Below are 21,547 nucleotides of genomic sequence, written 5' to 3'. Positions count from 1 at the left end.
AACCGGACAGCCGGGTTTCGGGTTTTCGAAGGACCGCAAGGTGACCACAGTGGACTCGATGGGGTCGACTCTATTTTTGGAGTGTGCTTAACTTATTTGGTGGCAGAGGGACTCAGGGAACGCAAGAAGCGGCAGACGCTGCGCCGGATCTCCGACGCCGCGATCGGGCTGTTCGTGGCGCGCGGCTTCGACGCGGTGACGATCACCGAGGTCGCCGAGGCCGCGGACGTCTCGGTCAACACCGTCTACAACTACTTCCCCACCAAGGAAGACCTGGTTCTGCCACCGGAAGAAGCATCACCCCGGCGGCTGGCCGACATCGTGGCGAAGCGGGATCCCGGGCAGTCGGCCGCGCGCGCGGTGCTCGCCAACCTGCGGCAGGAGATCCACGGCCGCGAACGGACCGTCGGCCTCACCCCCGGGTTCGGCCGGGTGCTGGCGATGATCCTCGCCACGCCCGCGCTGGCCGCCCGGCTGGGCGACCTGGCCGGGCAGATGGTCGACGAACTCGCCACCCTGCTCGCCGACGAGACCGGTGCTCCGACCGGGGATCCGGTGCCCCGGCTGGTCGCGAGCCAGATCGGCTGGTTCCACTCGCTGGTGTTCGCCGAGATCGGGGCCCGCACCGTGGCCGGGGAACGACCCGACGCGATCGCCGAGGCCGTGCTCGCGCTGCTCGACGTCGTCGAAGAACTGCTCGGCGAGCGGGTGCTGGACTACGCCGTCCGAATGGAGAACCGATGATTGACCAGGTGCGCTCCGCGGCGCGGGCCAAGGACCGAAGGTGCTGGTGGCCGAGGTGCTGTGCACCGGCATCGCCCAGGTGCTCGGCCTGCCGGTACCCCGGCTGGTCGAGGCCGACCTCGACGCCGCGTTCGGACGGCTCGAAGGGGACCCGGAGATCCAGGAACTACTCCGCGCGAGCACGGGGCCGAACCTCGGGGTCGACTTCCTGCCCGGCGCGCTCGACTACTCGGCGCGGGCGTTCCCCGTCGACCCCGCGTCCGCGAGCCGCGTGTTGTGGTTCGACGCGCTGACCAACAACGTCGACCGGGCCGTGCTCGGTGCCGTGGGCGAGCACCCACTGGCCGACGGCGTAGTTCTGCTCCACCTGGGTCGAATAGCCCGTACGGCGTGATGGGAGGGGGAAGTGCGGTCATGCCTTTCTCCAGTTCATCGGACGTCAGTGATGATGCGCTGGGCGAGCGCGGCCGAGGAGCCCGGGTTCTGTCCCGTGTAGAGGTTGCGATCGACGACCACTTTGGACTTCAGCGGCAGACCGGACGTGTAGTCCGCACCGGCTTCCTTGAGACGGTCTTCCAGCAGCCACTTGGCTTTCCACGCGAACGGGTTGAGCCGTTCCTCCGCATTGGACAGACCGGTCATCCGGTATCCGGCGAACGGCCAGCTGCCGTCCGGGTTCGTCGCGGCCAGCGCCGCCGCCGGTGCGTGGCACAGCAGCGCCACCGGGCGGCCGGAGGCCAGCCGCTTGGTCAGCAGCGCCCCGGAGGTCGCGTCGACCGCGAGGTCCTCCATCGGGCCGTGGCCACCGGAGTAGAAGACGACATCGAAGTCGTCGGGATCCATTTCGGACAGATCGGCCGGCTTTTCGAGCACGGAGGCCAGCCGGTCGAGTTCGGCCTTGAGCTTCTTGGCCGTGCGGGGCAGGACGCCGCCTTTGACGCCGAGGCTGAGCTGGTCGACGACCGGTTCCTTGCCGCCGGGGGTGGCGAGCGTGACGTCCCAGCCCGCCTCAGTGAACAGCGTGTACGGAACGACGAACTCCTCGGCCCAGAAACCGGTCGGGTGCTCGGTGCCGTCTTTGAGCGTCCAGACGCGCGCGGCGGAGAGAACCTGCAGAACTCTGGTCATCGTGACTCCTCGCCCGTGCCGTACCACACGGTCATGTTTACGGTGCTTACATCACGGTAGGCGCTCATGTAAGCACTGTCAACACGATGGCGAGCAGGTCACCCGAGGTGGTTACCCGCGCGTGCGGCGACCATGCCTCAGCGGGGGCGGGCGGCGAAAATCGCGGCGAAGGAACCGCGCACCTGGTTCGCGACGTCCTCGGCCGACGTGCTGGTCAGCTTGCCGTCGAGGTGCAGGCAGGCCAGTCCGTGCACCAGGCCCCACCCCGCGGTGGCCAGGGCGGCCGGGTCGACGTCCGGGAAGACGCGGGAGACGGCGGCGCCCAGCAGTTCGTGCACGTCGGCCGCCGCGCGGACGCGGGCGTCGTTGGCGTCGTCGCAAGGGTTGCCGAACATGAGCCGGAACAGCGCCGGCCGGCGCAGGGCGAAGTCGACGTAGGCGACGCCGAGCTCGGCCAGGTCGGCCACCGTGGCGGGCGGTCCCCCGCCGCCCTGGAGCAGGTCGGCTTTGAGGTCGCGCAGCCCTTCGGCGGCCAGCGCGGACTCCAGCGCGTCCCGGTCGGCGAAGTGCCGGTAGGGCGCGGTCGGCGAGACGCCGGCTTCCCGGGCGATACCCCGCAGGGAGAACGGCTCGCCCGCCTCGAGCATGCGCATCGCGATCTTCATCAGCGTCGCCCGCAGGTCACCGTGGTGGTAGCTGCCCTTGGCGGATGTCGGCACCGGTTACCCCCGTCTCATGTGAGCACCGCGAACATACCGCACGCCACGGTGCTATCCCCCGAGGATCTCGGTGATCCCCTGGCGGTAGGTCGTGACCGTGAAGCCGGGGAAGCGCGCGGCGAACTTGGCGGAGTCGAAGATGTTGTCGACGCGGTAGCGCGGCAGCAGTTCGGAGGCCTCCTTCACCGACTGGTTGACCAGGGCTCCGATCTTGAAGGCAACTGCCGGAAGGGTCGTGTAGCGGATGTTTTTTCCGGTCACCTGGCCGGCCACGGTGATCATGTCGGCGTAGCTGAGCCGCTCGGGATCGACGGGCAGGTGCCAGGTCTGACCGTAGGCGTCGGGAGTGTTGCCGATCAGTCCCATGCCGCGGCTGGCGTCGGGCGTCCAGATCAGGGTGCGCTTGGTGTGGGCGTCGAGCGGGATCAGCGGCCGCTTGCCGTGCTTGATCCGGTCGAAGACGGCGGAGTTGGTGAGGCTCTTGGTCTTGCCGGGTCCGTAGAACTCGGGTGCGCGGCAGATGACGGCGTCGATGGTGCCCGCGTCCATCTCCCGCCGCAGCATGTCCGCGATCCGCGCCCGCACCGCCGCCTTGCGCCCGGCGGGTTCGAACGGGGTGTCCTCGACCTGACGGGCAGCGGTTCGCGGGTACATGTAGGTGTTGTCGAAGAAGACCAGCTTGGTGTCGTACTTGCGGCAGGCGGCGATCGTGTTGGCCATCATCACGGGGAACCGCTGTTCCCACAAGGCGGAGTCGATCGGGAGGCCGACGGTCAGGTAGGCGATGTCGCTGTCCGCGACGGCGGCGGCGGTCGCCTCGGCGTCCATCAGGTCGGCCTTGACCAGCTGGTCGGTCTCGTGGACCTTGCCGGGGTTCCTGCTGACCAGGCGGATGTCGTGGGTGACGTGGTCATGGAGGTAGCGGGTGAGCTCTTCGGCGATCTGGCCGTTGGCTCCCAGTACGGTCTGCATTCGTTCCTCACCGTGCCGGGAAAGAGACGGGGACCGGGATGTGCAGCGCGTTCTGGCACTCGCCGGCCACGTCGAGCCGCAGTGGCCTGATCGGCTTGAGGGAACGGACGTCGTCGGTCAGGCGTCCCGATCCCAGTTCGAGCGACACGTCCCGCGGGAGCAGCTTGCTGCCGGCCGCGAGGGTGTTGGTCTGGCTCAGCGTCGCGTTCCAGCCGCCACCGAGCCGCGTGTACGAGGTCAGCGTGGACACGCTCGTGCCGCTGGGAACCCGCTTCTGCGTCGGCGTGGCCACGTCGAGCGCGATGTCGGTACCGCCCTCGTCATTGGCCACGCGCGCGACCGTTCGGCGGTCGTCGATCTCGACGTCGATCTCGGTGACCCACTTGGGGAAGCCGTAGCCGTCATGCCCGCGGACCTGCGCGATCTCGGTGTTCACCGGCAGCGACAGGACGTAGGCGTGCATCGAGTCGTTGGACAGTCCCGAGAGGAAGTCGGCGGCGCCCAGGCCGCCGTGCCGCGCGGGTCGCACCGCGATGCCGACGGTGGCCTCGGTGTAGAAGTCGATGTCGCAGATGTCGTAGCGGAAGAAGACCACCGAGAACAGCCCGAGTCCCGGGGCGATCTGCAACGGGTCGAGCTCACCGGGGAGCCGGGATCGCAGTGCCCTGACCGGGGCGAGGTAGGTGATCTGCGCCTTCGACATCGAGTAGTAGAAGTTCGGGGTCCGGGTCGGCCCGATCGCGGACTGCACCTCGGTCTTCGGCAACGTCCGGAAGAAGTCGACGGTGCGCACGCGGGGGTCCTCGGCGACCTCGTCGAGGTCGGTGTCCATGCGGTAGCGGTCATACAGCCCGCCCTTCGGCACGGTGACCGTGCGGCCTCCGAGCTTGACTTCGACCACTTCCTCGTCCTGGCCGATCTTCGACGATCCCATCGCAACCCCTTCCCAATGTATACACTGCTTACATCACCGTAGCGCGCGATGTAAGCAGGGTCAACATTGGTCTTGAGGGCGCGAGACGTCTCCGGTTCACACGTCGATGCGCGAACCCATGATGACCGTCCGCTCGCGTGGCAGCGCGAAGTATTCGGCGGCGTCGGCGGCGATGTAGGAAGTCGCGATGAACAGCCGCTTGCGCCAGCCGGCCATGGTCGGTTCCGAGCCGCGGCGGAGTTCGACCTTCGACAGGAAGTAGGACGTCTCGCCGGCGTCGAGGCGGCCCTCGGTGTCGTCGGGGTCGAGCAGTGCGAGGGTCCTCGGCACGTCCGGTGTCTCCATGTACCCGAACCGCGCGGTGACGTGGGTGATCCCGTCGTCGGCGTACCCGAGGTCGTCGACGGTGACCCGCTCCGCGTCCGGGATGCGGGGCACCGGCTGTGTCTCCAGCGTCAGGATCACGACGTGCTCGTGGCGGACGTGGTTGTGCTCGACGTTGGCTCGCATGGCCAGCGGCGCGGTTTCGTTGCCGCGGTTGAGGAACACGGCCGTGCCGGGCACGCACTGCGTAGCCTCTTCACCGCTGTGGATCTCGTCCACGAATTCGCGCAGCGAGCCTTCGTCGCGGTTCCGCTGGGCCGTGACGATCTGCCGCCCGCGTTGCCAGGTGGTCATGACGGTGAACGCGGTGAGGGCGATGAGCAGCGGCAGCCACGCGCCGTGGACGAGCTTGGTGAGGTTCGCGGCGACGAACAGCAGGTCCACCAGGAGCAGCACGGCCGCGCCCAGCCCCAGCAGCCACACCGGGACGCGCCACCTGACCCGGGCGATGTAGAAGAACAGCGTGGTGGTGATGGTGATCGTCCCCGTCACCGCCATGCCGAACGCGTACGCCAGCGCCGCCGAGCTGCGGAACGCGAAGACCAGGGTCAGCACCGAGGCCAGCAGCAGCCAGTTGACCCACGGGACGTAGATTTGGCCCCGCTCGGCCGCGGACGTGTGCGCGATCCGCAGCCGCGGCAGGTAGCCGAGCTGGGCGGCCTGCGACGCCACCGAATACGCGCCGGTGATGACGGCCTGGGAGGCGATCACCGTCGCGGCCGTGGCGAGCAGGACCAGCAGGATGCGTGCCCAGCCGGGGACGAGCAGGAAGAACGGGCTGCTGAGGTTGGCCTGGTCTTCGAGGATGAGCGCGCCCTGGCCGAAGTAGCTGAGCACGCACGCCGGGAACACCAGGAACAGCCAGCCGCGGGTGATGGCGCGCCGGCCGAAGTGGCCCATGTCCGCGTAGAGGGCTTCGGCGCCGGTGACCGCGAGCACGATCGCGGCCAGCGCGAAGAAGGCGACACCGAAGTGGCCGGCCAGGAAGCCCACCGCGTACGTCGGTGAGAGGGCCTTGAGGATCGCCGGGTGGCCGGCGATCCCGATCGCGCCCGCCACGCCGATCACGGTGAACCAGGCGATCATCACCGGCCCGAACACCCGCCCGACCGCCGCGGTCCCCCGCCGCTGCACCAGGAACAGCACCACGATGATCACCGCGGTGATCGGGACGACCCAGCTGCCGAGCGAGTCGTCGACGGCCTCGAGCCCGCCCACCGCGGACAGCACGGAGATCGCCGGGGTGATCATGCTGTCGCCGAAGAACAGCGACGCCCCGAAGATGCCCAGCCCGGCCAGCACCAGCGCCGTCCGCTTGCCCCGGCCCGCGGCCGATTTCCGCACCAGGGTGATCAGGGCCATGATCCCGCCTTCGCCGTGGTTGTCGGCGCGCATGGCGAGCAGGATGTAGGTGACCGTGACAATGATCGTCACGGACCAGAACATCAGCGACACGACACCGTAGACGTTGCCGACGTCGACCGGAACCGGGTGCGGGTCGCTCGGGCTGAACACCGTCTGCAAGGTGTAGATCGGGCTGGTGCCGATGTCGCCGAACACGACGCCGAGCGCGCCGACCACCACCGCGAGCCGCACCGGTTCACGCGCCGGGCGGCCACCGGCGGCGGGAGCTTCGTCCGTTGTGGTCATGTTCCGGTGGTTCGTCACGATGTCCTCCCGGGAGCGGGCCGCACCCGTCGGACGATACCGCCGCCGGGCGGTCTTCACCCGGCGCGGAACGGGGGTCGGTGACCACAGTGGACGGTCGCTACCGGACGGGCTCCTGCTCGAGAAGCGCGGGACGGCCGTCCGCCCCGGCCGGCACCGGGTAGAAGCTGTGGTGCGTGACCGGGTCGACCGCGACCACGTGCGCGCCGTCGGCCAGCCGACCGGATCCGGCCACGCTCAACCGCCGGTCGCGCAGGTCCAGCACGGTGACCGGGCCGCTCTCCGCCGCGACGTACAGCCGATGCGCGGTTTGGTCGTAGGCCAGCACGTCCGGATCGTCGCCGACCTCGTCGGTCCCGGTCACCTGCCCGGAGTTCACGTCCACGGTCAGCAGGGCCGCGTTGCCGTCACACGCCACGAACGCCAACCGGTCGGCCGGGTCCAGCGCGAGGCCGTGGTCGTGGTCGCAGCCCGGCAACGGCACCCGCCGCTCCACGGCGAGGCTCGCCGGGTCGACCACGGCGAGGTCGTCGCGGCCCTGGACGTCGACCAGCATCCGGTCGTTCGCCGGGTCATAGGCCACGTTGCCGACCTCACCTCCGAGCGCCACGGTGCCCCGAACGGCTCCGGTGGCGGCGTCGACCACCGTCTCGGACCCGCCGGATTCGTTCGTCGTCCAGATCGCGCCGCGTCGCGGGTCGTAGGCCAGCCCGTCCGGGTACTCACCCGTCGGCGCCCGGCTGACCACCGCCCCGGTGTCCTCGTCCAGCGCGAGCACCTGGTTCGCGCCCGTCGCGGTGGCGAACACCCGATGCAGCGCGGGCACCACCAGCACGCCGTGGACCTGCGCGACATCCGGGATCACCCGCACCACGCGGTGCGCGCGCACGTCGACCTCGATGACCTCACCGGCGCCGAGGTGCGCCACGAAGAGCAGACCGCGCCCGGTGTCGAGGCTCGCGTAGTCGAACCGCGAGGCGTTCCCCGGCAGCGTCAGCTCGCCGACCGGCCGCAACGGCAGTTCTTTCCCGCCGCCGTCGCCACGCACGATCACCACGAGCGTCACGACCAGCGCCGCCACGGCGACGCCCGCGGCCGTCAGCAGCAGGCGCGACCGCGTCGAAGGACTCATCGACCCTGCTTCCTGCCGGCTCGGAGCAACCAAGGTTACCGTGCACCGATGTGCTGCGGCTCGCACGCGGTCGGGGCGGCAGCGCGAGTTCGCACTGCCGCCCCGACCCGGGTCCACGCCGTCACCGCGCGACGGCGTCCTTCTCGCCCACCGAAGCCGAGGGCTCCACCGCGCGCCGGCCAGTCCTCAACGTCGCCATGACCAAGAAGCCGCCGACCAGCGCGATTCCCGCCGCCCCGACGAACGCCGCCGAGAAGCCGCCGGTCAGGACGACCGGGTCGTCGTGCCGGTCGGCACCGAACGACAGCCCGACCGCCGTCATCGCGGCCAGCCCGAGCGCGGACCCGACCTGGTAGGCCGTGTTGACGATCCCGGCCGCGAGGCCGCCTTCCTCGGGCTTGGCGCTGGAAATCGCCGTACCGAGCGAAGGGATGAAGGCCAGGGCCTGGCCGAGCGCCGCGACCAGCGACGCCGGCAGGACGTCGACGACGAAGCTGCCGGTCGGACGGGCGAACGACAACCACAACAGGCCAGCGGCCAGCGCCCACAACCCACCGATGATCATCGGCTTCGACCCCAGCTTCGCGATCAGCTTCGGGGCGACCGCGACCATCAGCACGACGATCAGCACGGTCATCGGCAGCAGGGCCGCGCCACTGGCGAAGGCGCCGTAACCGAGAACCTGCTGCAGGTACAGGTTGAGGAAGTACCACATCGGGATCCACGCGGCGCCGAGCAGGAACTGCGCGAGGTTGGCCCCGCCGAGGTTCGGGGTGCGGAAGATCCCCAGGCGCACGAGCGGCACCCGCCGGACGCGCTGGATCGCGACGAAGAGCGCAAGCAGGAGCAGGCCGCCGGCCAGCGGCCCGAGCGTCTCGAACGCACCCCAGCCCAGCTGCGGCGCACGAACGACGGCGAAGACGGTCAGCGCGAGCCCGGCCGTCACGGTCGCGGCCCCGAGAACGTCGACCGACCCGCGCTTGGCGGGCACCTCGGGCATGAGGCGCGCGGTCGCGACGATCGCGACCAGCGAGATCGGCACGTACAGCCAGAAGATCCACGGCCAGGACAGCCATTCGGTGATCACGCCGCCGAGGAAGACACCGGCCGTGCCCCCGGCGGGCGCGGCGGCGCCGTAGAGCGCGAGCGCCTTCGGCAGCTCCTGGGGACGCGAGCCGAAGATCATCATCAGCAGGGTCAGCGCCGACGGCGCGATCAGAGCCGCACCCCCGCCCTGCAGCACCCGGCCCAGCAGCTCCACCCACGCCGTCCCGGCCAGCGCCGCGACCACCGAACCGGCCAGCGTGACCACCCAGCCGGTGGTGAACAGCCGGCGCGCGCCGAACAGGTCGGACAACCGGCCGCCGAGCAGCAGAAGGCCGCCGAGCGCGATGACGTAGGCGTTGAACACCCACGACAACCCGCCCGGGGAGAACCCGAGGTCCTGCTGCATCTCGGGGAGCGCGACGCCGATGATCGACGTGTCCATGATGACCATGAACTGCGCCAAGGCGATGAGGCCCAGCGCCCACCACCGTCTCGAACCCGTGCCGGCCATGACGACCACCTCTCTCACAAGGTACCCCCAGGGGGTATCTGACTGCGCTGAGAGTACGGCGGCAGTGGATCTCTTCGCAACTACCCCCAGGGGGTATGTGAGTCTCCTGTGTCACACGTCGAACCGTGGCCGTTACAACTGGACCAGTGGATGTTACGGACGTAACCTGGCGATGTGAGCATCGAACCAGACGACCACGGCTGGCTGGTCATCAGCGTGTCCACCGCGGGCGCGCCGGACTCGCTGCGGGTACAGGTGTGGCGGAAACTCCGTTCGCTCGGCGCCCTCTACCTGCAGCAATCGGTCTGCCTGCTCCCGGCCCGGCCGCCCGTGGTGCGGGAGATCCGCCGACTGGCCGACCGGGTCCGCCACCAGGGCGGCACCGCCCGGGTGCTGCCGATGGCCTTCACCGCCCCAGGCGAGGAAGACGCCGTCATCGCCGAACTCAACGCCGCCCGCGACACCGAATACGCCGAAGTCCTCGAACGGCTCCCCAGCCTGCGACAGGAACTCGCCGACGAACAGGCCCGCGGCAATGCCACCTACGCCGAAGTCGAGGAGTCCGAAGCCGACCTGCAGCGTTTCCGCACGTGGCTGGACAAGATCGCCGCCCGCGACTACTTCGACGCACCCACCGGCCGCACCGCCCGCGACGCGGTCGAGCAGGCGGCCACGGAACTGGCCGCCTTCGAGGAAGCCGCCCTGCACGCCGAGGCCCCGGACCAGGCCGCGCCCAGGCTGCGGGCGGTGAAGCAGTGACCGGGTCGTTCTGGTGGGACCTGCTCATCGGCGTCGGCGCCGCATTGCTGCTGGCGTGGCTGATCCTCGTCGTCGCCCTGGTCATCATCCGGCCCCGCGGCGGCCTCCTGCGCGAAGCCCTGCGGCTGCTGCCCGACGTCCTGCGCCTCATCCGGCGCCTGGCCGCCGACAAGACCCTCCCCCGCGGCGTCCGCATCCGGCTCGGGCTACTGCTGGCCTACCTCGCGCTGCCCATCGACCTCGTCCCGGACTTCATCCCGGTCCTCGGCTACGCCGACGACGCCATCATCGTCACCGCCGTCCTGCGCGGCGTCGTCCGCCGCGCCGGGTTCGAGACCGTCCGCGCCCACTGGCCCGGCACCGACGACGGCTTCGCCGCACTCGCTCGGCTGACGAGAATCCAAGCCACGGCCTGAGTTACTCCGCGGCGCGCCACCGAAATCGGTTCAGGCCGGACACCCAGCGCCCGGCCAGCAGCCCGGGGACCATCGCGGCCGCGATCCACGCCGGCAGAAGTTTGTCCAGAATGGACAGACGCGGTGCCGCCTCGATCGTTGTCACGCGGTGACTGCTTCGCCGGTGGTCGTCAGCACCGTCGACAGCCGCGCCAGCACCTCCGGGTGCACGCGGTAGTAGATCCAGGTGCCGCGCCGGTCCCCGGTGATCAGGCCGGACTCGCGCAGCACCTTCAGGTGGTGGGAGATGGTCGGGCCGGTCAGGTCGAAGGCGTCGGTCAGGTCGCACACGCACGCCTCGCCGCCGGCGTGGGACGCGATCAGCGACAGCAATCGCAGCCGGACCGGGTCGGCCATCGCCTTGAACAGGTGCGACAGCTCGACCGCCTGGTCCTGCGTCAACAGCTCCCGAGCCAGGGGCGCGCAGCAGGCGTCCAGCGCGACGAGCGGCAGTTGCTTCGACATCCCTCTATATTGACAGACTTCGATACAGGCGGCAATCTGCTTAGACCAACGTCTATTCAAGGAGGTAGCGGACATGTCACGGGTACAGCTGGCCCTGCGGGTCGGAGACCTGGCCGGATCGATCGACTTCTACTCGAAGCTGTTCGGCACCGAACCGGCAAAGCTCCGCCCCGGCTACGCGAACTTCGCGATCACCAAGCCCGCGCTGAAGCTCGTGCTACTGGAGGGCGAACCGGGCCAGGAGACGGTGATGGACCACCTCGGCGTCGAGGTCGAGTCGACCGACCAGGTCAACGCGGCAACCCAGCGGCTGACCGGCGAAGGCCTCGAGACGCTGACCGAGGATGACACGACGTGCTGCTACGCGGTGCAGGACAAGGTGTGGGTCCACGGTCCCGGCAAGGAGCCGTGGGAGGTCTACACGGTCAAGGCCGACTCGATGACGTACGGCACCGACACGGCCAAGCCGGCGGGCTGCTGCAACTGAACGCCCCTGGAGCCGGTGCGCAATCGAGGGGCGCACCGGCTCCGCTCAGCTGCCGATCCGCGAGCTGCGTCGCTCGATCATGACGACGTCCCGCCAGACGCCGTGATGCCGGCCGACGCGTTCGCGGACGCCGATCTCCCGGAACCCGGCTCGGCGGTGCAGTTCCCGGCTGGCGGTATTCTCGGGGAAGACGCCGCTCTGGATCGTCCAAATCCCCGCGTCCTCAGTCGAAGCGATCAGCGCGGCCAGCAGCGCCTGCCCGACACCTCTCCCCTGGGCCGCCGGGTCCACGTAGACGCTGTGCTCGACGACCCCGGCATACACGCACCGCGAGGACACCGCCGAGACCGCGGCCCAGCCGATCACCCGCCCAGCCGGGCCGAGGGCGACCAGCCGGTGCTCCGGAAGATGAGCGGCGTCCCAGGCTTCCCAGGCGGGCGCAGTGGTCTCGAAGCTCGCCTGGCCGGCGTCGAGCCCGGCCTGGTAGATCGCCAGCACCCGCTCCGCGTGCTCGTCCGTCATCGCGACGACCTCGACCGGTTTGGTGGCGCGGATGATCGCGGAGTGGAGCTTGTCGCCGGTCTCGTGGGTGAGCTGGACGTCGATGCCGCTGAGCCCTGCGTCGTGCAAGAGCGTCCGGTAGCGGTCGGCGGTGAGCGCGCCGCCGAGGCACTCGACCGCACCGGCGCGGGCCGCGCGTTCGGCGTCGGTGAGGCTGTCGTCGGCGAGGATGTCGGTGATGCCGAGGCGGCCGCCCGGTCGCAGGACGCGGGCGATCTCGCCGAACACGGCGGGCTTGTCCGACGACAGGGCGATGACGCAGTTGGAGATGACGACGTCGACCGAGGCGTCCGGCAGCGGGATCTGCTCGATGGTGCCTTTGAGGAACTCGGCGTTGGTCACGTCGGCCTGCTCGGCGTGCCGGCGGGCGAGGGTGAGCATGTCGTCGGTCATGTCCAGGCCGATGGCCCGCCCACCTGGCCCGACGCGGCGAGCGGAGAGCAGGACGTCCAGCCCGCCGCCGGAGCCGAGGTCGAGCACGGTCTCGCCGGGCTTCAGCTCGGCGACGGCGAGCGGGTTGCCGCAGCCGAGGCTGGTCGCGGTCACCTCGACCGGAACCTCCACGCCGGCGTAGTGCACGGCGCCGAGCCGCTCGGCATCCCCGGCACCGGCCAGCAGACCGGTCCCTTCCCCGGCCAGAGCCCGCCGGGCGGCGGTGGCGTAGCGGTCGTGCACGGCGTCGCGATCGGGGTTCATCGGGCCTCCTCGCCGAACGACCGGACTCCGCGTCCCATGACGACGTCCGCGGCGCTCGGGAAGCAGGACACGCACTTTTCGTTCACGCGGTAGAGCCGAGCGGTCCCCTGCGGCTCGACCAGCACGAACCCGGTGTCGGCAAGGACCTTGAGATGCGCGGAGACGGTCGACTGGCCCACGCTGACCTGCTCGACGATCTCCCCCACCGCCATCGGCGTGCCGGCCTCGGCGAGCAGGTTGAGGATCTGCACCCGCGTCGGGTCCGCGAGCGCGCGGAACCACTCGGCGTAGGTCCTGGCGGTATCGCGGTCCAGCACAGCGGCCCCCTTCATCGTTAATCGACGATATACGATGAATCCCCTTGGCGGTACCCGGCGCCCTGCCGCGTCAGTGACCCGCCGGCTCGGAGCCGATCCGGTAGGACACCGGCTGCCCGTCCGCGTCCCACACCGGAACCGGCCGCCCCTGCGCGTCCACGATCTTGCCGTCGACGACCTTGTCGCCGTTCTCCAGCCGGGAAAGCACCTTCAGGTCGGAGTAGTCGATCACGCGGGTCGCCGTCGCGAACACCGACGGCTCGGTACCCGCCTTGCCCGGCCTCAGGTGGTTGAAGACCAGGTTGAGCACGACGGCCAGGAGCGCCGCGGAGCTGATCCCCGAGTGGAAGATCGTGCCGACCCACGCCGGGAACCGGTCGTAGAAGCCCGGTACCGCGATCGGGACCATGCCCAGGCCGACGGAAGCCGCGACGATCACCAGGTTGAGGTTGCCATTGTAGTCCACTTTGGACAGGGTTTTGATGCCGGACGCCGCGACCGTGCCGAACAGCACGAGACCGGCGCCGCCCAGGACCGGGTACGGGATGGCGGCCACCACCCGGCCCAGGACCGGGAGCATGCCGAGGACCACCAGGACCCCGCCGCCGGCGGTCACCACGAACCGGCTCCGGACGCCGGTGATCGCGACGAGGCCGACGTTCTGGGCGAAGGCGCTCTGGATGAAGCCGTTGAACACCGGCGCGATCGCCGAGGACGCCATGTCGGCCCGCAGGCCGTCGCCGATCCGGCGCTTGCCGACCGGCGTGTCGACGATCTCCCCCACCGCGAGGATGTCGGCCGTGGTCTCGGTGAGGGTCACCAGCACGACGATGAACATCGACACGATCGCGGCGACGTCGAAGGTCGGCGCGCCGAAACCGAACGGCGTCGGGACCGCGAAGATCGGACCGTTCCCCACCTGGGAGAAATCGGCCTTGCCGAGCACCGTGGCCAGCGCGGTGCCCACCACGATCGACAGGAGGATCGAAAGCCGGGAGATCGCGGCGACGGCGACTTTGCTGAGCAGCAACACGATCGCCAGCGTCAACGCGGCCAGCCCGATGTTCGAGACCGACCCGAAATCCGCCGCCTTGCTGTCGTTGCCCATCGCCCACTTCGCCGCGACCGGCATCAGGCTGAGCCCGATCACCGTGATCACCGTGCCGGTGACCACCGGCGGGAAGTACTTCACCAGCCGCGAAAACACCGGCGTGATGAGCAGGCCGAGCAGCGCGGAGGCGATCACCGAACCGAACACCGCGGGCAGCCCGCCATCGGCCACGATCGCGGTCATCGTCGCGACGCCGGCGAAGGAGGTGCCCTGCACCAGTGGCAGCCGGGAGCCGAAGAAGGGCACGCCGTAGGACTGCAGGATCGTCGCCAGCCCGCCGATGAACAGGCACGACGCGACGAGCAGCCCGACTTCGGCGGGTGAGACGCCCGCGGCGCCCCCGATGATCAGCGGGGGCGCGATGATCCCGCCGTACATGGTCAAGACGTGCTGGACGCCGTAAGCGAGGCTCTTGCCGAACCCGAGCCGTTCGTCCTCGGGACGGCGTACCGGGGCCACGTCACCCGTCGCCGGCGTCCGCTTCACTCGCGCCATCCGACCTCCCAGAGTTTCGTTCTGCGGAGGTTAACTTCCACATAGCAGAACAGCAACCCCGCCGCTGGGAGTCAAGCGACCACGGAGAGCCCGATCACCGGGCTGGGTACGCGCATCCAGCGGCAGAGCACCTTGTCCGGACGACTGCCCTCGGGCACCCCGCTGCGCGAAGCCGCCCTCGCCTGGTCCACTACCAAATGAACCGCGGCATCGTCGTCGCGGACATCACCGGAGCGGACGTCGTGGACATCCACGCTGCCCGCGCCGCCACCGACGACCGGCCGCACACCCGGCCTGTTCGACGACACACTCGGCCTGCGCCACAGCGAACGTCGCCGCCGCCCACATCGCCTGCGCCTGGCTTCCCGAGCAGGTCAGCGATCCCGGCACCGCACCACCAAATCAAGCGGAAGTCGAGCACGCCGCCGTGGCCAGCGAGGGGTCATCGCCGACGAGGACGGTCACGACGGCTACCGCGGTGTTCTCAGCGGGCGTACGGCTGACGGAGAACGTCCACAGTGGCCTCCGCGACGCGGCGGACCAGGTCGGGATCGGCCAGTTCCGGCAGCAGGCGGTCGACCGGCACCAGCGTGACGAGCGCTTGGGCGCACGCACGATGCACCTCGACGTGCCGCGCCGGGTCACCGGCCCATCCCGGCCTCGGCACGTCCCGCAGCGCGCGCAGCAACCCCGGCAACGCCAGCAGATGCGCCGCGGGATCGGACGATCGCCTGAGCGTCAGCGGTGCCTGGTCGCCGAAGATCGGCCGGATCGCGGTCGCGGCGTCGGCCAGGTCGACCACGATCGCGGCGTCGCGCACGACGCCGGAAAGCGGGAAGCCCAGGGCGTCGGCGGTCGTCCAGGAGACGGTGTCGCCGATCCCGGCCGCGGTCAGCAGCAGGGCGAGCAAGGGCACGGTGTTCGCGCCGGCCACGACCACGCGGGCGTTGAACGGGGCGATTTCGGCACGGCGCAGCGCCACCAGCACTTGCGTGGCGGAGGCGATGGCGAGCGTGTCCTCTTCGGTGACGATCGGGATTCCCGTGCTGCGAGCCAGGTCGCACTGCACGGTCCGGGCGCGTACCGGGTCGGTGCGGGCCAAGAAGACCGCGGCCGTACCGGCCGGCAGCGCCCGCACCGCCGCCGCGAGCTCCCCGGCGTCGCGGGCGGTGGCCGCGACCGGGAACGGCCTCAAGGAGGTGTGGGCCGCCAAGAGCCGGACGTCGGCGGCGAGCGCGTCGAAGACGTCGCCCGGTTCGCCAGCCGCCGCGCACGGAAGACCACTGCCATCGCTGACGATCGCCAGCCCCGCCGACCCGCGCACGTCAGCGCTCGAGGGCGGCGCGGTCCTCGGCCAGTGCGGCGCCGACCGCGGGCTGCACCAGCGCGGCGGTGTCGATGTCGTGGCGTGCGGCCTGAGCGAGCAACTCCGCCAGGCGAACGCGGTGCAGGTACGCCTCGTACGGGTGTCCAGCCTCCGTGGCCGCAAGGGTGGCGTCCTGCGCCTCGCCGATTCCGCGGCGCACCTCGGCCGCCAGCTCACTCATCAGTCCCAGCCTCCACCCAGCTTGCTCAGTACCTTATGAATCTAGCATGTGCACAATTAACGAATCTTGCAACTCTCGGACACGCCTCAGCGCCCGTGCCGGCGCGACCTGTCAGGCTCGACCCTGCCGCGGGATTTCGGTGTCGACGTCGACCCAGGACGCCGCGTCGAGCCCGTGCTGCCGGGCCAGCTCGAACAGATCCTCGAGGAGCGCGCCTTGCTGCTCGGTCTCGTAGTCCAGGCCCACCCGACGTGCCACCGTCAGCTGACGGTAGGTGGTGTCGACGCGCTCGCGCAGCACTGCCTCGAACTCACTCATGATCACCTCGACCGCTCCGGGGAACTTCCATTCTTCCGCTTAACTGCATATTTTCGCAAGTCTTCAGACGTGTCGCCGGCGGGTTCACAGGTCGTTGCCGGCGTAGGAGAGGTTGAAGCTCTTGTTGGCGAGCGGGAAGTCGGGAACGATCGTGTCGGCGAGCGCCACCGGCAGCGCGGGCCAGTTGAAGAAGCTGGGGTCGACGATCTTGACCCGGCTCAGGGTGCCGTCCGGGGCGGCTTCGACGCGGTGGACGATGGTGCCGCGCCAGCCTTCCACGATGCCGACGCCCGACCGGGTGGTGTCGCGCGCGGGTGCGCTCGCCGATGCCGGGCCGGGGACCAGCTCGACGGCCAGGTCGGAGATCAGCGTGATCGAGTGGGCGATTTCCCCGGCACGCACCAGGAAGCGGGACAGCACGTCCCCGTCGGTCCGCGGGTGGTCCGCGCGGCCGGACGGCGCGGTGAGGAACGGGTGGTCGTTCCGGGCGTCGACCGGAACCCCGCTGGCGCGCGCGACGTAGCCGAGCGCACCCAGATCGGCGGCCTGGGCGCGGGTGAGGACCGCGGTGCCGGCGAACCGGTCGTTGACCACGGTGTTCGCCAGCGCGAGATCGACGATTTCGGCGATGTCGGCGCCGATTCCCGCCAGTTTCGCCGGGTCCGGGACGTGGTCGAGCCGGGTGGCGCCGGGACGGATCGCGCCGCGCAGCAGGCGGTGCCCGGTCACGTGGTCGTTGAGCCGCAGCAGCTGTTCCCGGACGCGCTGGGCGTGGTTGTTGAGGATCCCGTGTCCGACGTCGTTGCACAGCGCGCCGAGGTCGGTGACGTGGTTGTAGAGCCGTTCCAGTTCCAGCAGGACCGCCCGCATCCGGTGGACGTTGTCGGGCACGGGGATGCCATAGGCGTCCTCGACGGCCTGGCAGAAGGCGAGGGTGTGCCCGACGGTGGTGTCACCGCTGATGCGTTCGGCCAGCTCGAGCGCTTCTCCGGGACGGCGGCCCTGGAACAGCTTCTCGATTCCCCGGTGGACGAACCAGAGCCGGGCCTTGAGGTTCAGGATGGTTTCCCCGACAACGGAAAACCGGAAGTGCCCCGGTTCGATCATCCCGGCGTGCACCGGGCCGACCGGGATCTCGTAGACGCCGTCGCCCTCGACCGTCCGGAACGGGTAGGGGCCGTCGACGTCGCCGAACGCGGGTGGCTCGCCGGCGTCGGCGAGCATCGGGTACCAGCCCTGGGGCCAGTGGAAGTGCCGCACCAGCCGTCGCGGCAGCGGGTGGCCGGCGGGCACGATGCCGAACAGGTCCCGCATCTCCCGTTCGAACCGCCCGGCCGGGAAGGACAACCCGGCCAGGCTGGGCACCTCCGGCCGGGCGCGGTCCACGGGGACGTGCAGTTCGACGCGCCGGTCGGGATCGGCGGCGGTGAACAGGTAGACCGCCCGCAGCGCGTCGCCGTCGTCGTGCCCGGCGATCAGGGCGACGCGGTAGCCGTGGGCGAGCAGCGCCCGGGCCCGGTCGGGCAGCTCGCCCCCGCCGATGGTGCGGGCGGAGCGGCGATGGCCGACCTCGGTGCTGAACGAATCCGGCTGGGTCATGGCGCCCCCGTGAGCGTGTCGGCGGCCAGGTGCAGGAGAGAACCCAACGGGCCCGCGGTGAGCCCGAGAACGGCGCTGGCCACCAGGCCGGCGATCACGGTGGCGGCGAACGTGCCCGGCAGCCTGCCGGGTGCGGTGGCCGCGCCGGGGCCCTCCGCCGGAGCGCCGAGCACCATGCGGCCGGTGTGCGTGATCAGCGCGGCGGCGATCACCACCACGAGGGCCAGCACGGCGGTCGTGACCCAGCCGAGGCCGGCGGTGAAGCCGGTGCGGGCGATCCCGAGTTCGCTGGCGAACACGCTGAACGGGGGCAGCCCGATCAGCGCGAGCACCCCGAGCCCGAGGCACCCGGCCAGCACCGGCTGGCGGGCCGCCAGGCCGCGGACGCCGTCGATGCGGCTGGTGTGCTCGGTCTGCAGGACGCGTCCGGCGGTCAGGAACAGCACGCCCTTGACCAGGCCGTGCCCGAGGACGTGCAGCAGCGCCGCGGCGAGTGCGAGCGGGCTGCCGACGGCGGCGCCGAGCGCGACCAGGCCGAGGTGTTCGATGCTGGAGTAGGCGAGCATCCGCTTGTAGTCGCGCTGGGCCAGCAGCAGTGACGCCGCCAGCACGAGCGACGCGAGTGCCATCACGATCAGCAGGGTGCGGGCGAAGCCGGTCCCGAGTACCGCGTCGGCGATCACCTTGACCCGCAGGATGGCGTAGAAGGCGACCGAGAGCAGCACGCCGGACATCAGCGCCGACACCGGAGCCGGCGCCTGGGAGTGCGCGTCGGGCAGCCACGCGTGCAGCGGCGCGAGCCCCGCTTTGGTGCCGAATCCGATGATCAGCAACGCGATCGCGATCCGGGTGACGCCCGGGTCGAGCCCGGGCGCGGCGTGGGTGAGCGCGGCCAGGTCCAGTCCGGGCGTGCCGGGAGCGTGCTGGGCGGCGTAGTTGAGCAGGAAGGTTCCCAGCAGGGCCAGTGCGATGCCGGCGGAGCAGATGACGACGTACTTCCAGGCGGCTTCGACGGCTTGGCGGGTGCGTCGCTGCCCGACCAGGAAGGCGGTGACGATGGTGGTGGCCTCGATCGCCACCCACAGGACACCGAGGTCGGCGGCGAGCACGGCGAGTGCCATGGCGGCGAGGAACAGCTGCACCAGAACGCTGTGCCGGGTCGCGGTCCGCGGGGTGGCCCGGCCCGAGTCGATCTCGGCGCGCAGGTACGCCGGAGTCGCCGCGGTGGCGAGGAGCCCGACCGCGGCGATCACGATGAGCATGAACGCCGACAGCGCGTCGGCTCGCGCCGGCCCGCCGAGCGCGGTCCGCGGCCCGGACACGGCGACGGTGACGGCGAGGGCGACCGCGGCGGCCAGGGTGACAGCCGCGCTCCCGGCGCTGACCCAGCGGGTCGCCGGACGCCAGCCGGCAGCCAGGTAGAGCGCGGCGCCGAGCAGCGGCACCACGACCGGGGCGAGCAGCAGGAAGACGGTCATGAGTCGCGCAGCTCCCGCAGCTCGTCGAGGTCGGCGTCGCCGAAGGTCTCCCGCATGCGGGTGGTGAGGATCTGCAGGACGAGCACGACCAGCAGCACGTCCAGCGACACGCCGAGCTCGACGACGAGGCCGGCACCGCCGGTGGTCAGGAACCCGACGGCGGTGATCCCGTTGTCCAGCAACAGGAATCCGACCAGCTGCGACAGCGCCCGCCGCCGGGTCACCAGCGTGAAGAAGCCGATCAGCGCGACGGTCAGCCCGACCGGGATCGCCTGCGTCGCCGGCGACGGCGCGAGCGCGACCAGCGGCCGGGATACCGCGTAAGCCAGCAGCGTCAACGCCGCGGCCGCCAGCAGCGAGGACGCCACGTTGACCAGCGGCCGGGTTTCCCGCCGCACCACACCGCCGCCCATCAGCGCACGGCGCAGCAGGTACGGCAGCACCCCGGCGCGCAGCACCACGATCCCGGCGGCGACCACGCCGAGTTCGGCCGACCGCTCGTGGGCGGCGAGCACCGCGACCAGCGCGGCCAGCGCCAGGCCCTGCAGCGCGAACACGCGGATGAGCACGCTCAGTTCGCGGCGCCACAGGATCAGCACCGCGGTCAGCAGCAGCGCCCCGCAGGCCAGATCCAGCAGCTGCACGTAGCTCGTGTCACCCACGACTGTCCTCTGTGGACATGCGAAACCGGTCCTTTCGGTTCAGGCCAGGAAGAACGACGCGGCGACGGCCAGCAGGGCCAGCAGGAACGACCCGGCGAGCAGCTCCGGCACCCGGAACAGCCGCAGCTTCGCCAGGAACACCTCACCCGCCGCGAGCACCGACCCGAGCAGCACGACCTTGACCACCCAGGCAGCCAGGCCGGTGACGAGCGCCAGTGGCGCCACGGACGTCGCGATCCCCCACGGCAGGAACAGGTTCGCCAGCAGACCGAGGAACACCGACAGCCGCATCGCCGAAGCCAGCTCCACCAGCGCCAGATCCGGGCCCGCGTACTCGAGGACCATGGCTTCGTGCACCATGGTCAGCTCCAGGTGCGTCGAGGGGTTGTCCACCGGCAGCCGCCCGGTTTCGGCGACGATCACCACGACCAGCGCGACCGCGGCCAGCAGGCTCACCGGAGAGATCACCCGCGCCGGGTCGTGCAGGGTCGAGGTGACGATCGAGGCCAGGTTGGTCGACCCGACGCGCACCGACAGCGCGAAGATCGCGACGAGCAGGGTCGGCTCGACCAAGGCGATGATCGTCATCTCGCGGCTGGCGCCCATCCCGCCGAACGCCGTGCCGGTGTCCAGCCCGGCCAGCGCGAGCGCGACCGTGCCCACCGTGAGCAGCGCGACCACGGCGAACAGGTCGGCCACCGGCCCGATGGCCGAGTCGGTCGTCGCGAACGGCGTCACCACCGCCACCACGAGCGTGGTCGCCATCAGCACCAGGGGCGCGAACCGGAACACCTCGCTCGTGCCGCGCGGCGCGACCGGCTCCTTGCGCAGGAGCTTCCGCAGATCCCGCCACGGCTGCAGCACGCCGGCGCCCGCCCGGCCCTCCAGCCTCGCCCGCACCTGCCGCATCACCCCGACCAGCAGCGGCGACGCGCCGAGGACCACCACGGGCTGCACGAACCCGCCGACGAGCCCGAGCGCGGTCACCGGGTCACCGCCAGCAGGAGCAGCAGCCCGCACAGGGTGTAGAAGCCGTACCCGAGGTAGCGGTGCACACTGCCGTTCGCCAGCCGCCCGCCGCCTCTCCCCCACGCGGCGACCGCGGCCAGCACCGGCCGGTAGAGCCGGCGTTCGATCCGGTCGGGCACCCGGCGGCGGTAGGCCACCGCCCGCACGAGGTACCGCGACTCCTCGTGGTGGTCGACGTCGACGTCGGTCTCCGGGCGCACGACGTCGTCGAACACGCGTTGCAGCGGCTCGGCGAACGAGGTCGCGGTGTACTCCATCCGCGGCGACATCGGCCCGGCGCCACAGTCCCAGAGCCGCGCCGCGCGCCGGGCGCGCCGCACCGCCAGCAG

The 21,547-nt window shown here is 70.7% G+C and carries 24 protein-coding genes and 1 pseudogene; 5 read left to right on the top strand and 20 right to left on the bottom strand.

Annotation, left to right across the window (positions count from 1 at the left end):
• Positions 1-99 precede the first annotated feature (99 nt).
• Both G3I65_RS00545 and G3I65_RS00540 read left to right on the top strand, forming a co-directional pair.
• Positions 100-744 carry a TetR/AcrR family transcriptional regulator gene (locus G3I65_RS00545; RefSeq protein ID WP_160693702.1) on the top strand — a complete coding sequence of 215 codons (645 nt, stop codon included), beginning with the start codon at positions 100-102 and terminating at the stop codon, positions 742-744.
• A 40-nt stretch (positions 745-784) separates the two neighbouring features.
• On the top strand, positions 785-1,138 hold the full coding sequence (locus G3I65_RS00540; RefSeq protein WP_160693700.1) for a hypothetical protein: 354 nt from the start codon (positions 785-787) through the stop codon (positions 1,136-1,138).
• 35 nt (positions 1,139-1,173) lie between these two features.
• On the opposite strand, the gene G3I65_RS00535 is transcribed toward G3I65_RS00540, so the two are convergent.
• The 7 genes from G3I65_RS00535 to G3I65_RS00505 all read right to left on the bottom strand — a co-directional run bounded on the left by G3I65_RS00535 (position 1,174) and on the right by G3I65_RS00505 (position 9,239).
• Positions 1,174-1,872 (bottom strand): type 1 glutamine amidotransferase domain-containing protein, encoded by a 699-nt coding sequence (locus G3I65_RS00535; RefSeq protein WP_160693698.1) that lies wholly within the window; start codon positions 1,870-1,872, stop codon positions 1,174-1,176.
• A gap of 137 nt (positions 1,873-2,009) precedes the next feature.
• Entirely contained in the window at positions 2,010-2,591 is a 582-nt protein-coding gene (locus G3I65_RS00530) for a TetR/AcrR family transcriptional regulator (RefSeq protein ID WP_160693696.1), read from the bottom strand.
• Between the two features lie 51 nt (positions 2,592-2,642).
• The gene (locus G3I65_RS00525; protein WP_160693694.1) at positions 2,643-3,563 is read right to left on the bottom strand and encodes an NAD-dependent epimerase/dehydratase family protein; all 921 of its coding nucleotides are present in this window, start codon (positions 3,561-3,563) and stop codon (positions 2,643-2,645) included.
• Between the two features lie 7 nt (positions 3,564-3,570).
• The gene (locus tag G3I65_RS00520; RefSeq protein WP_160693692.1) at positions 3,571-4,497 is read right to left on the bottom strand and encodes an acetoacetate decarboxylase family protein; all 927 of its coding nucleotides are present in this window, start codon (positions 4,495-4,497) and stop codon (positions 3,571-3,573) included.
• A 96-nt stretch (positions 4,498-4,593) separates the two neighbouring features.
• Positions 4,594-6,549, bottom strand: coding sequence for a KUP/HAK/KT family potassium transporter (locus tag G3I65_RS00515; protein ID WP_309235221.1), 1,956 nt, complete (start codon positions 6,547-6,549; stop codon positions 4,594-4,596).
• Positions 6,550-6,649: 100 nt separating this feature from the next.
• On the bottom strand, positions 6,650-7,681 hold the full coding sequence (locus tag G3I65_RS00510; protein ID WP_203612235.1) for a YncE family protein: 1,032 nt from the start codon (positions 7,679-7,681) through the stop codon (positions 6,650-6,652).
• A gap of 121 nt (positions 7,682-7,802) precedes the next feature.
• Positions 7,803-9,239, bottom strand: a complete 1,437-nt coding sequence (locus tag G3I65_RS00505; RefSeq protein ID WP_160693690.1) for an MFS transporter — start codon at positions 9,237-9,239, stop codon at positions 7,803-7,805.
• 174 nt (positions 9,240-9,413) lie between these two features.
• Here G3I65_RS00505 and G3I65_RS00500 point away from each other — a divergent pair, with 174 nt between their 5' ends.
• Together G3I65_RS00500 and G3I65_RS00495 are read left to right on the top strand one after the other, a co-directional pair.
• A complete protein-coding gene (locus G3I65_RS00500) occupies positions 9,414-9,998 on the top strand; it encodes a Chromate resistance protein ChrB (protein ID WP_160693688.1) in 585 nt (194 codons plus the stop codon).
• Positions 9,995-10,414: a DUF1232 domain-containing protein gene (locus tag G3I65_RS00495; protein ID WP_160693686.1), complete on the top strand. Its 420-nt coding sequence runs from the start codon at positions 9,995-9,997 to the stop codon at positions 10,412-10,414. The genes G3I65_RS00500 and G3I65_RS00495 overlap by 4 nt, the downstream gene beginning before the upstream one ends.
• A gap of 1 nt (position 10,415) precedes the next feature.
• On the opposite strand, the gene G3I65_RS00490 is transcribed toward G3I65_RS00495, so the two are convergent.
• Both G3I65_RS00490 and G3I65_RS00485 read right to left on the bottom strand, forming a co-directional pair.
• On the bottom strand, positions 10,416-10,559 hold the full coding sequence (locus tag G3I65_RS00490; protein ID WP_166639469.1) for a hypothetical protein: 144 nt from the start codon (positions 10,557-10,559) through the stop codon (positions 10,416-10,418).
• Positions 10,556-10,918 carry a metalloregulator ArsR/SmtB family transcription factor gene (locus tag G3I65_RS00485; protein WP_160693684.1) on the bottom strand — a complete coding sequence of 121 codons (363 nt, stop codon included), beginning with the start codon at positions 10,916-10,918 and terminating at the stop codon, positions 10,556-10,558. The genes G3I65_RS00490 and G3I65_RS00485 overlap by 4 nt, the downstream gene beginning before the upstream one ends.
• 73 nt (positions 10,919-10,991) lie before the next feature.
• Between G3I65_RS00485 and G3I65_RS00480 the strand changes: the two genes are divergently transcribed.
• Positions 10,992-11,405: an ArsI/CadI family heavy metal resistance metalloenzyme gene (locus G3I65_RS00480; RefSeq protein ID WP_160693682.1), complete on the top strand. Its 414-nt coding sequence runs from the start codon at positions 10,992-10,994 to the stop codon at positions 11,403-11,405.
• Positions 11,406-11,450: 45 nt separating this feature from the next.
• Here G3I65_RS00480 and G3I65_RS56855 read toward each other — a convergent pair whose 3' ends face one another.
• The 11 genes and pseudogenes from G3I65_RS56855 to G3I65_RS00425 all read right to left on the bottom strand — a co-directional run.
• Positions 11,451-12,662, bottom strand: a complete 1,212-nt coding sequence (locus tag G3I65_RS56855; protein ID WP_160693680.1) for a GNAT family N-acetyltransferase — start codon at positions 12,660-12,662, stop codon at positions 11,451-11,453.
• Complete coding sequence (locus tag G3I65_RS00470; protein WP_166639470.1) at positions 12,659-12,994, bottom strand: metalloregulator ArsR/SmtB family transcription factor; 336 nt, start codon at positions 12,992-12,994, stop codon at positions 12,659-12,661. The genes G3I65_RS56855 and G3I65_RS00470 overlap by 4 nt, the downstream gene beginning before the upstream one ends.
• A gap of 55 nt (positions 12,995-13,049) precedes the next feature.
• Positions 13,050-14,585 carry a nucleobase:cation symporter-2 family protein gene (locus G3I65_RS00465; RefSeq protein ID WP_160693678.1) on the bottom strand — a complete coding sequence of 512 codons (1,536 nt, stop codon included), beginning with the start codon at positions 14,583-14,585 and terminating at the stop codon, positions 13,050-13,052.
• A 484-nt stretch (positions 14,586-15,069) separates the two neighbouring features.
• The gene (locus G3I65_RS00460; RefSeq protein ID WP_160693676.1) at positions 15,070-15,909 is read right to left on the bottom strand and encodes a hypothetical protein; all 840 of its coding nucleotides are present in this window, start codon (positions 15,907-15,909) and stop codon (positions 15,070-15,072) included.
• 1 nt (position 15,910) lies between these two features.
• Positions 15,911-16,132, bottom strand: coding sequence for a hypothetical protein (locus G3I65_RS00455; protein ID WP_239070090.1), 222 nt, complete (start codon positions 16,130-16,132; stop codon positions 15,911-15,913).
• 111 nt (positions 16,133-16,243) lie between these two features.
• Positions 16,244-16,450 (bottom strand): hypothetical protein, encoded by a 207-nt coding sequence (locus G3I65_RS00450; RefSeq protein ID WP_160693674.1) that lies wholly within the window; start codon positions 16,448-16,450, stop codon positions 16,244-16,246.
• Positions 16,451-16,534: 84 nt separating this feature from the next.
• On the bottom strand, positions 16,535-18,049 hold the full coding sequence (locus G3I65_RS00445; RefSeq protein WP_160693672.1) for an NADH-quinone oxidoreductase subunit C: 1,515 nt from the start codon (positions 18,047-18,049) through the stop codon (positions 16,535-16,537).
• Positions 18,046-19,527: a proton-conducting transporter membrane subunit gene (locus G3I65_RS00440; RefSeq protein WP_160693670.1), complete on the bottom strand. Its 1,482-nt coding sequence runs from the start codon at positions 19,525-19,527 to the stop codon at positions 18,046-18,048. Before G3I65_RS00440 ends, G3I65_RS00445 begins: the two co-directional genes overlap by 4 nt.
• Positions 19,524-20,189: a hypothetical protein gene (locus G3I65_RS00435; RefSeq protein WP_160693668.1), complete on the bottom strand. Its 666-nt coding sequence runs from the start codon at positions 20,187-20,189 to the stop codon at positions 19,524-19,526. Before G3I65_RS00435 ends, G3I65_RS00440 begins: the two co-directional genes overlap by 4 nt.
• Positions 20,190-20,228: 39 nt before the next feature.
• On the bottom strand, positions 20,229-21,176 hold the full coding sequence (locus G3I65_RS00430) for a respiratory chain complex I subunit 1 family protein (protein WP_160693666.1): 948 nt from the start codon (positions 21,174-21,176) through the stop codon (positions 20,229-20,231).
• Positions 21,173-21,547, bottom strand: a pseudogene (locus G3I65_RS00425) (hydrogenase 4 subunit B); the annotation flags it as partial. The pseudogene G3I65_RS00425 and the gene G3I65_RS00430, both read right to left, overlap by 4 nt.

Origin of the sequence: Amycolatopsis sp. SID8362 (assembly GCF_010550475.1) — a bacterium.
In the GTDB taxonomy this organism is placed as follows: domain Bacteria; phylum Actinomycetota; class Actinomycetes; order Mycobacteriales; family Pseudonocardiaceae; genus Amycolatopsis; species Amycolatopsis eburnea.
Note: the sequence above shows the minus strand (reverse complement) of the source record. Positions and strands in the feature narration are given on the sequence as shown.

Coding starts and splice junctions, on each gene's coding strand:
- G3I65_RS00535 (WP_160693698.1), bottom strand. CDS start 1,872: ATGACCAGAGTTCTGCAGGTTCTCTCCGCCGCGCGCGTCTGGACGCTC.
- G3I65_RS00525 (WP_160693694.1), bottom strand. CDS start 3,563: ATGCAGACCGTACTGGGAGCCAACGGCCAGATCGCCGAAGAGCTCACC.
- G3I65_RS00520 (WP_160693692.1), bottom strand. CDS start 4,497: ATGGGATCGTCGAAGATCGGCCAGGACGAGGAAGTGGTCGAAGTCAAG.
- G3I65_RS00510 (WP_203612235.1), bottom strand. CDS start 7,681: ATGAGTCCTTCGACGCGGTCGCGCCTGCTGCTGACGGCCGCGGGCGTC.
- G3I65_RS00505 (WP_160693690.1), bottom strand. CDS start 9,239: ATGGCCGGCACGGGTTCGAGACGGTGGTGGGCGCTGGGCCTCATCGCC.
- G3I65_RS00485 (WP_160693684.1), bottom strand. CDS start 10,918: ATGTCGAAGCAACTGCCGCTCGTCGCGCTGGACGCCTGCTGCGCGCCC.
- G3I65_RS00480 (WP_160693682.1), top strand. CDS start 10,992: ATGTCACGGGTACAGCTGGCCCTGCGGGTCGGAGACCTGGCCGGATCG.
- G3I65_RS56855 (WP_160693680.1), bottom strand. CDS start 12,662: ATGAACCCCGATCGCGACGCCGTGCACGACCGCTACGCCACCGCCGCC.
- G3I65_RS00470 (WP_166639470.1), bottom strand. CDS start 12,994: ATGAAGGGGGCCGCTGTGCTGGACCGCGATACCGCCAGGACCTACGCC.
- G3I65_RS00465 (WP_160693678.1), bottom strand. CDS start 14,585: ATGGCGCGAGTGAAGCGGACGCCGGCGACGGGTGACGTGGCCCCGGTA.
- G3I65_RS00455 (WP_239070090.1), bottom strand. CDS start 16,132: ATGAGTGAGCTGGCGGCCGAGGTGCGCCGCGGAATCGGCGAGGCGCAG.
- G3I65_RS00450 (WP_160693674.1), bottom strand. CDS start 16,450: ATGAGTGAGTTCGAGGCAGTGCTGCGCGAGCGCGTCGACACCACCTAC.
- G3I65_RS00445 (WP_160693672.1), bottom strand. CDS start 18,049: ATGACCCAGCCGGATTCGTTCAGCACCGAGGTCGGCCATCGCCGCTCC.
- G3I65_RS00440 (WP_160693670.1), bottom strand. CDS start 19,527: ATGACCGTCTTCCTGCTGCTCGCCCCGGTCGTGGTGCCGCTGCTCGGC.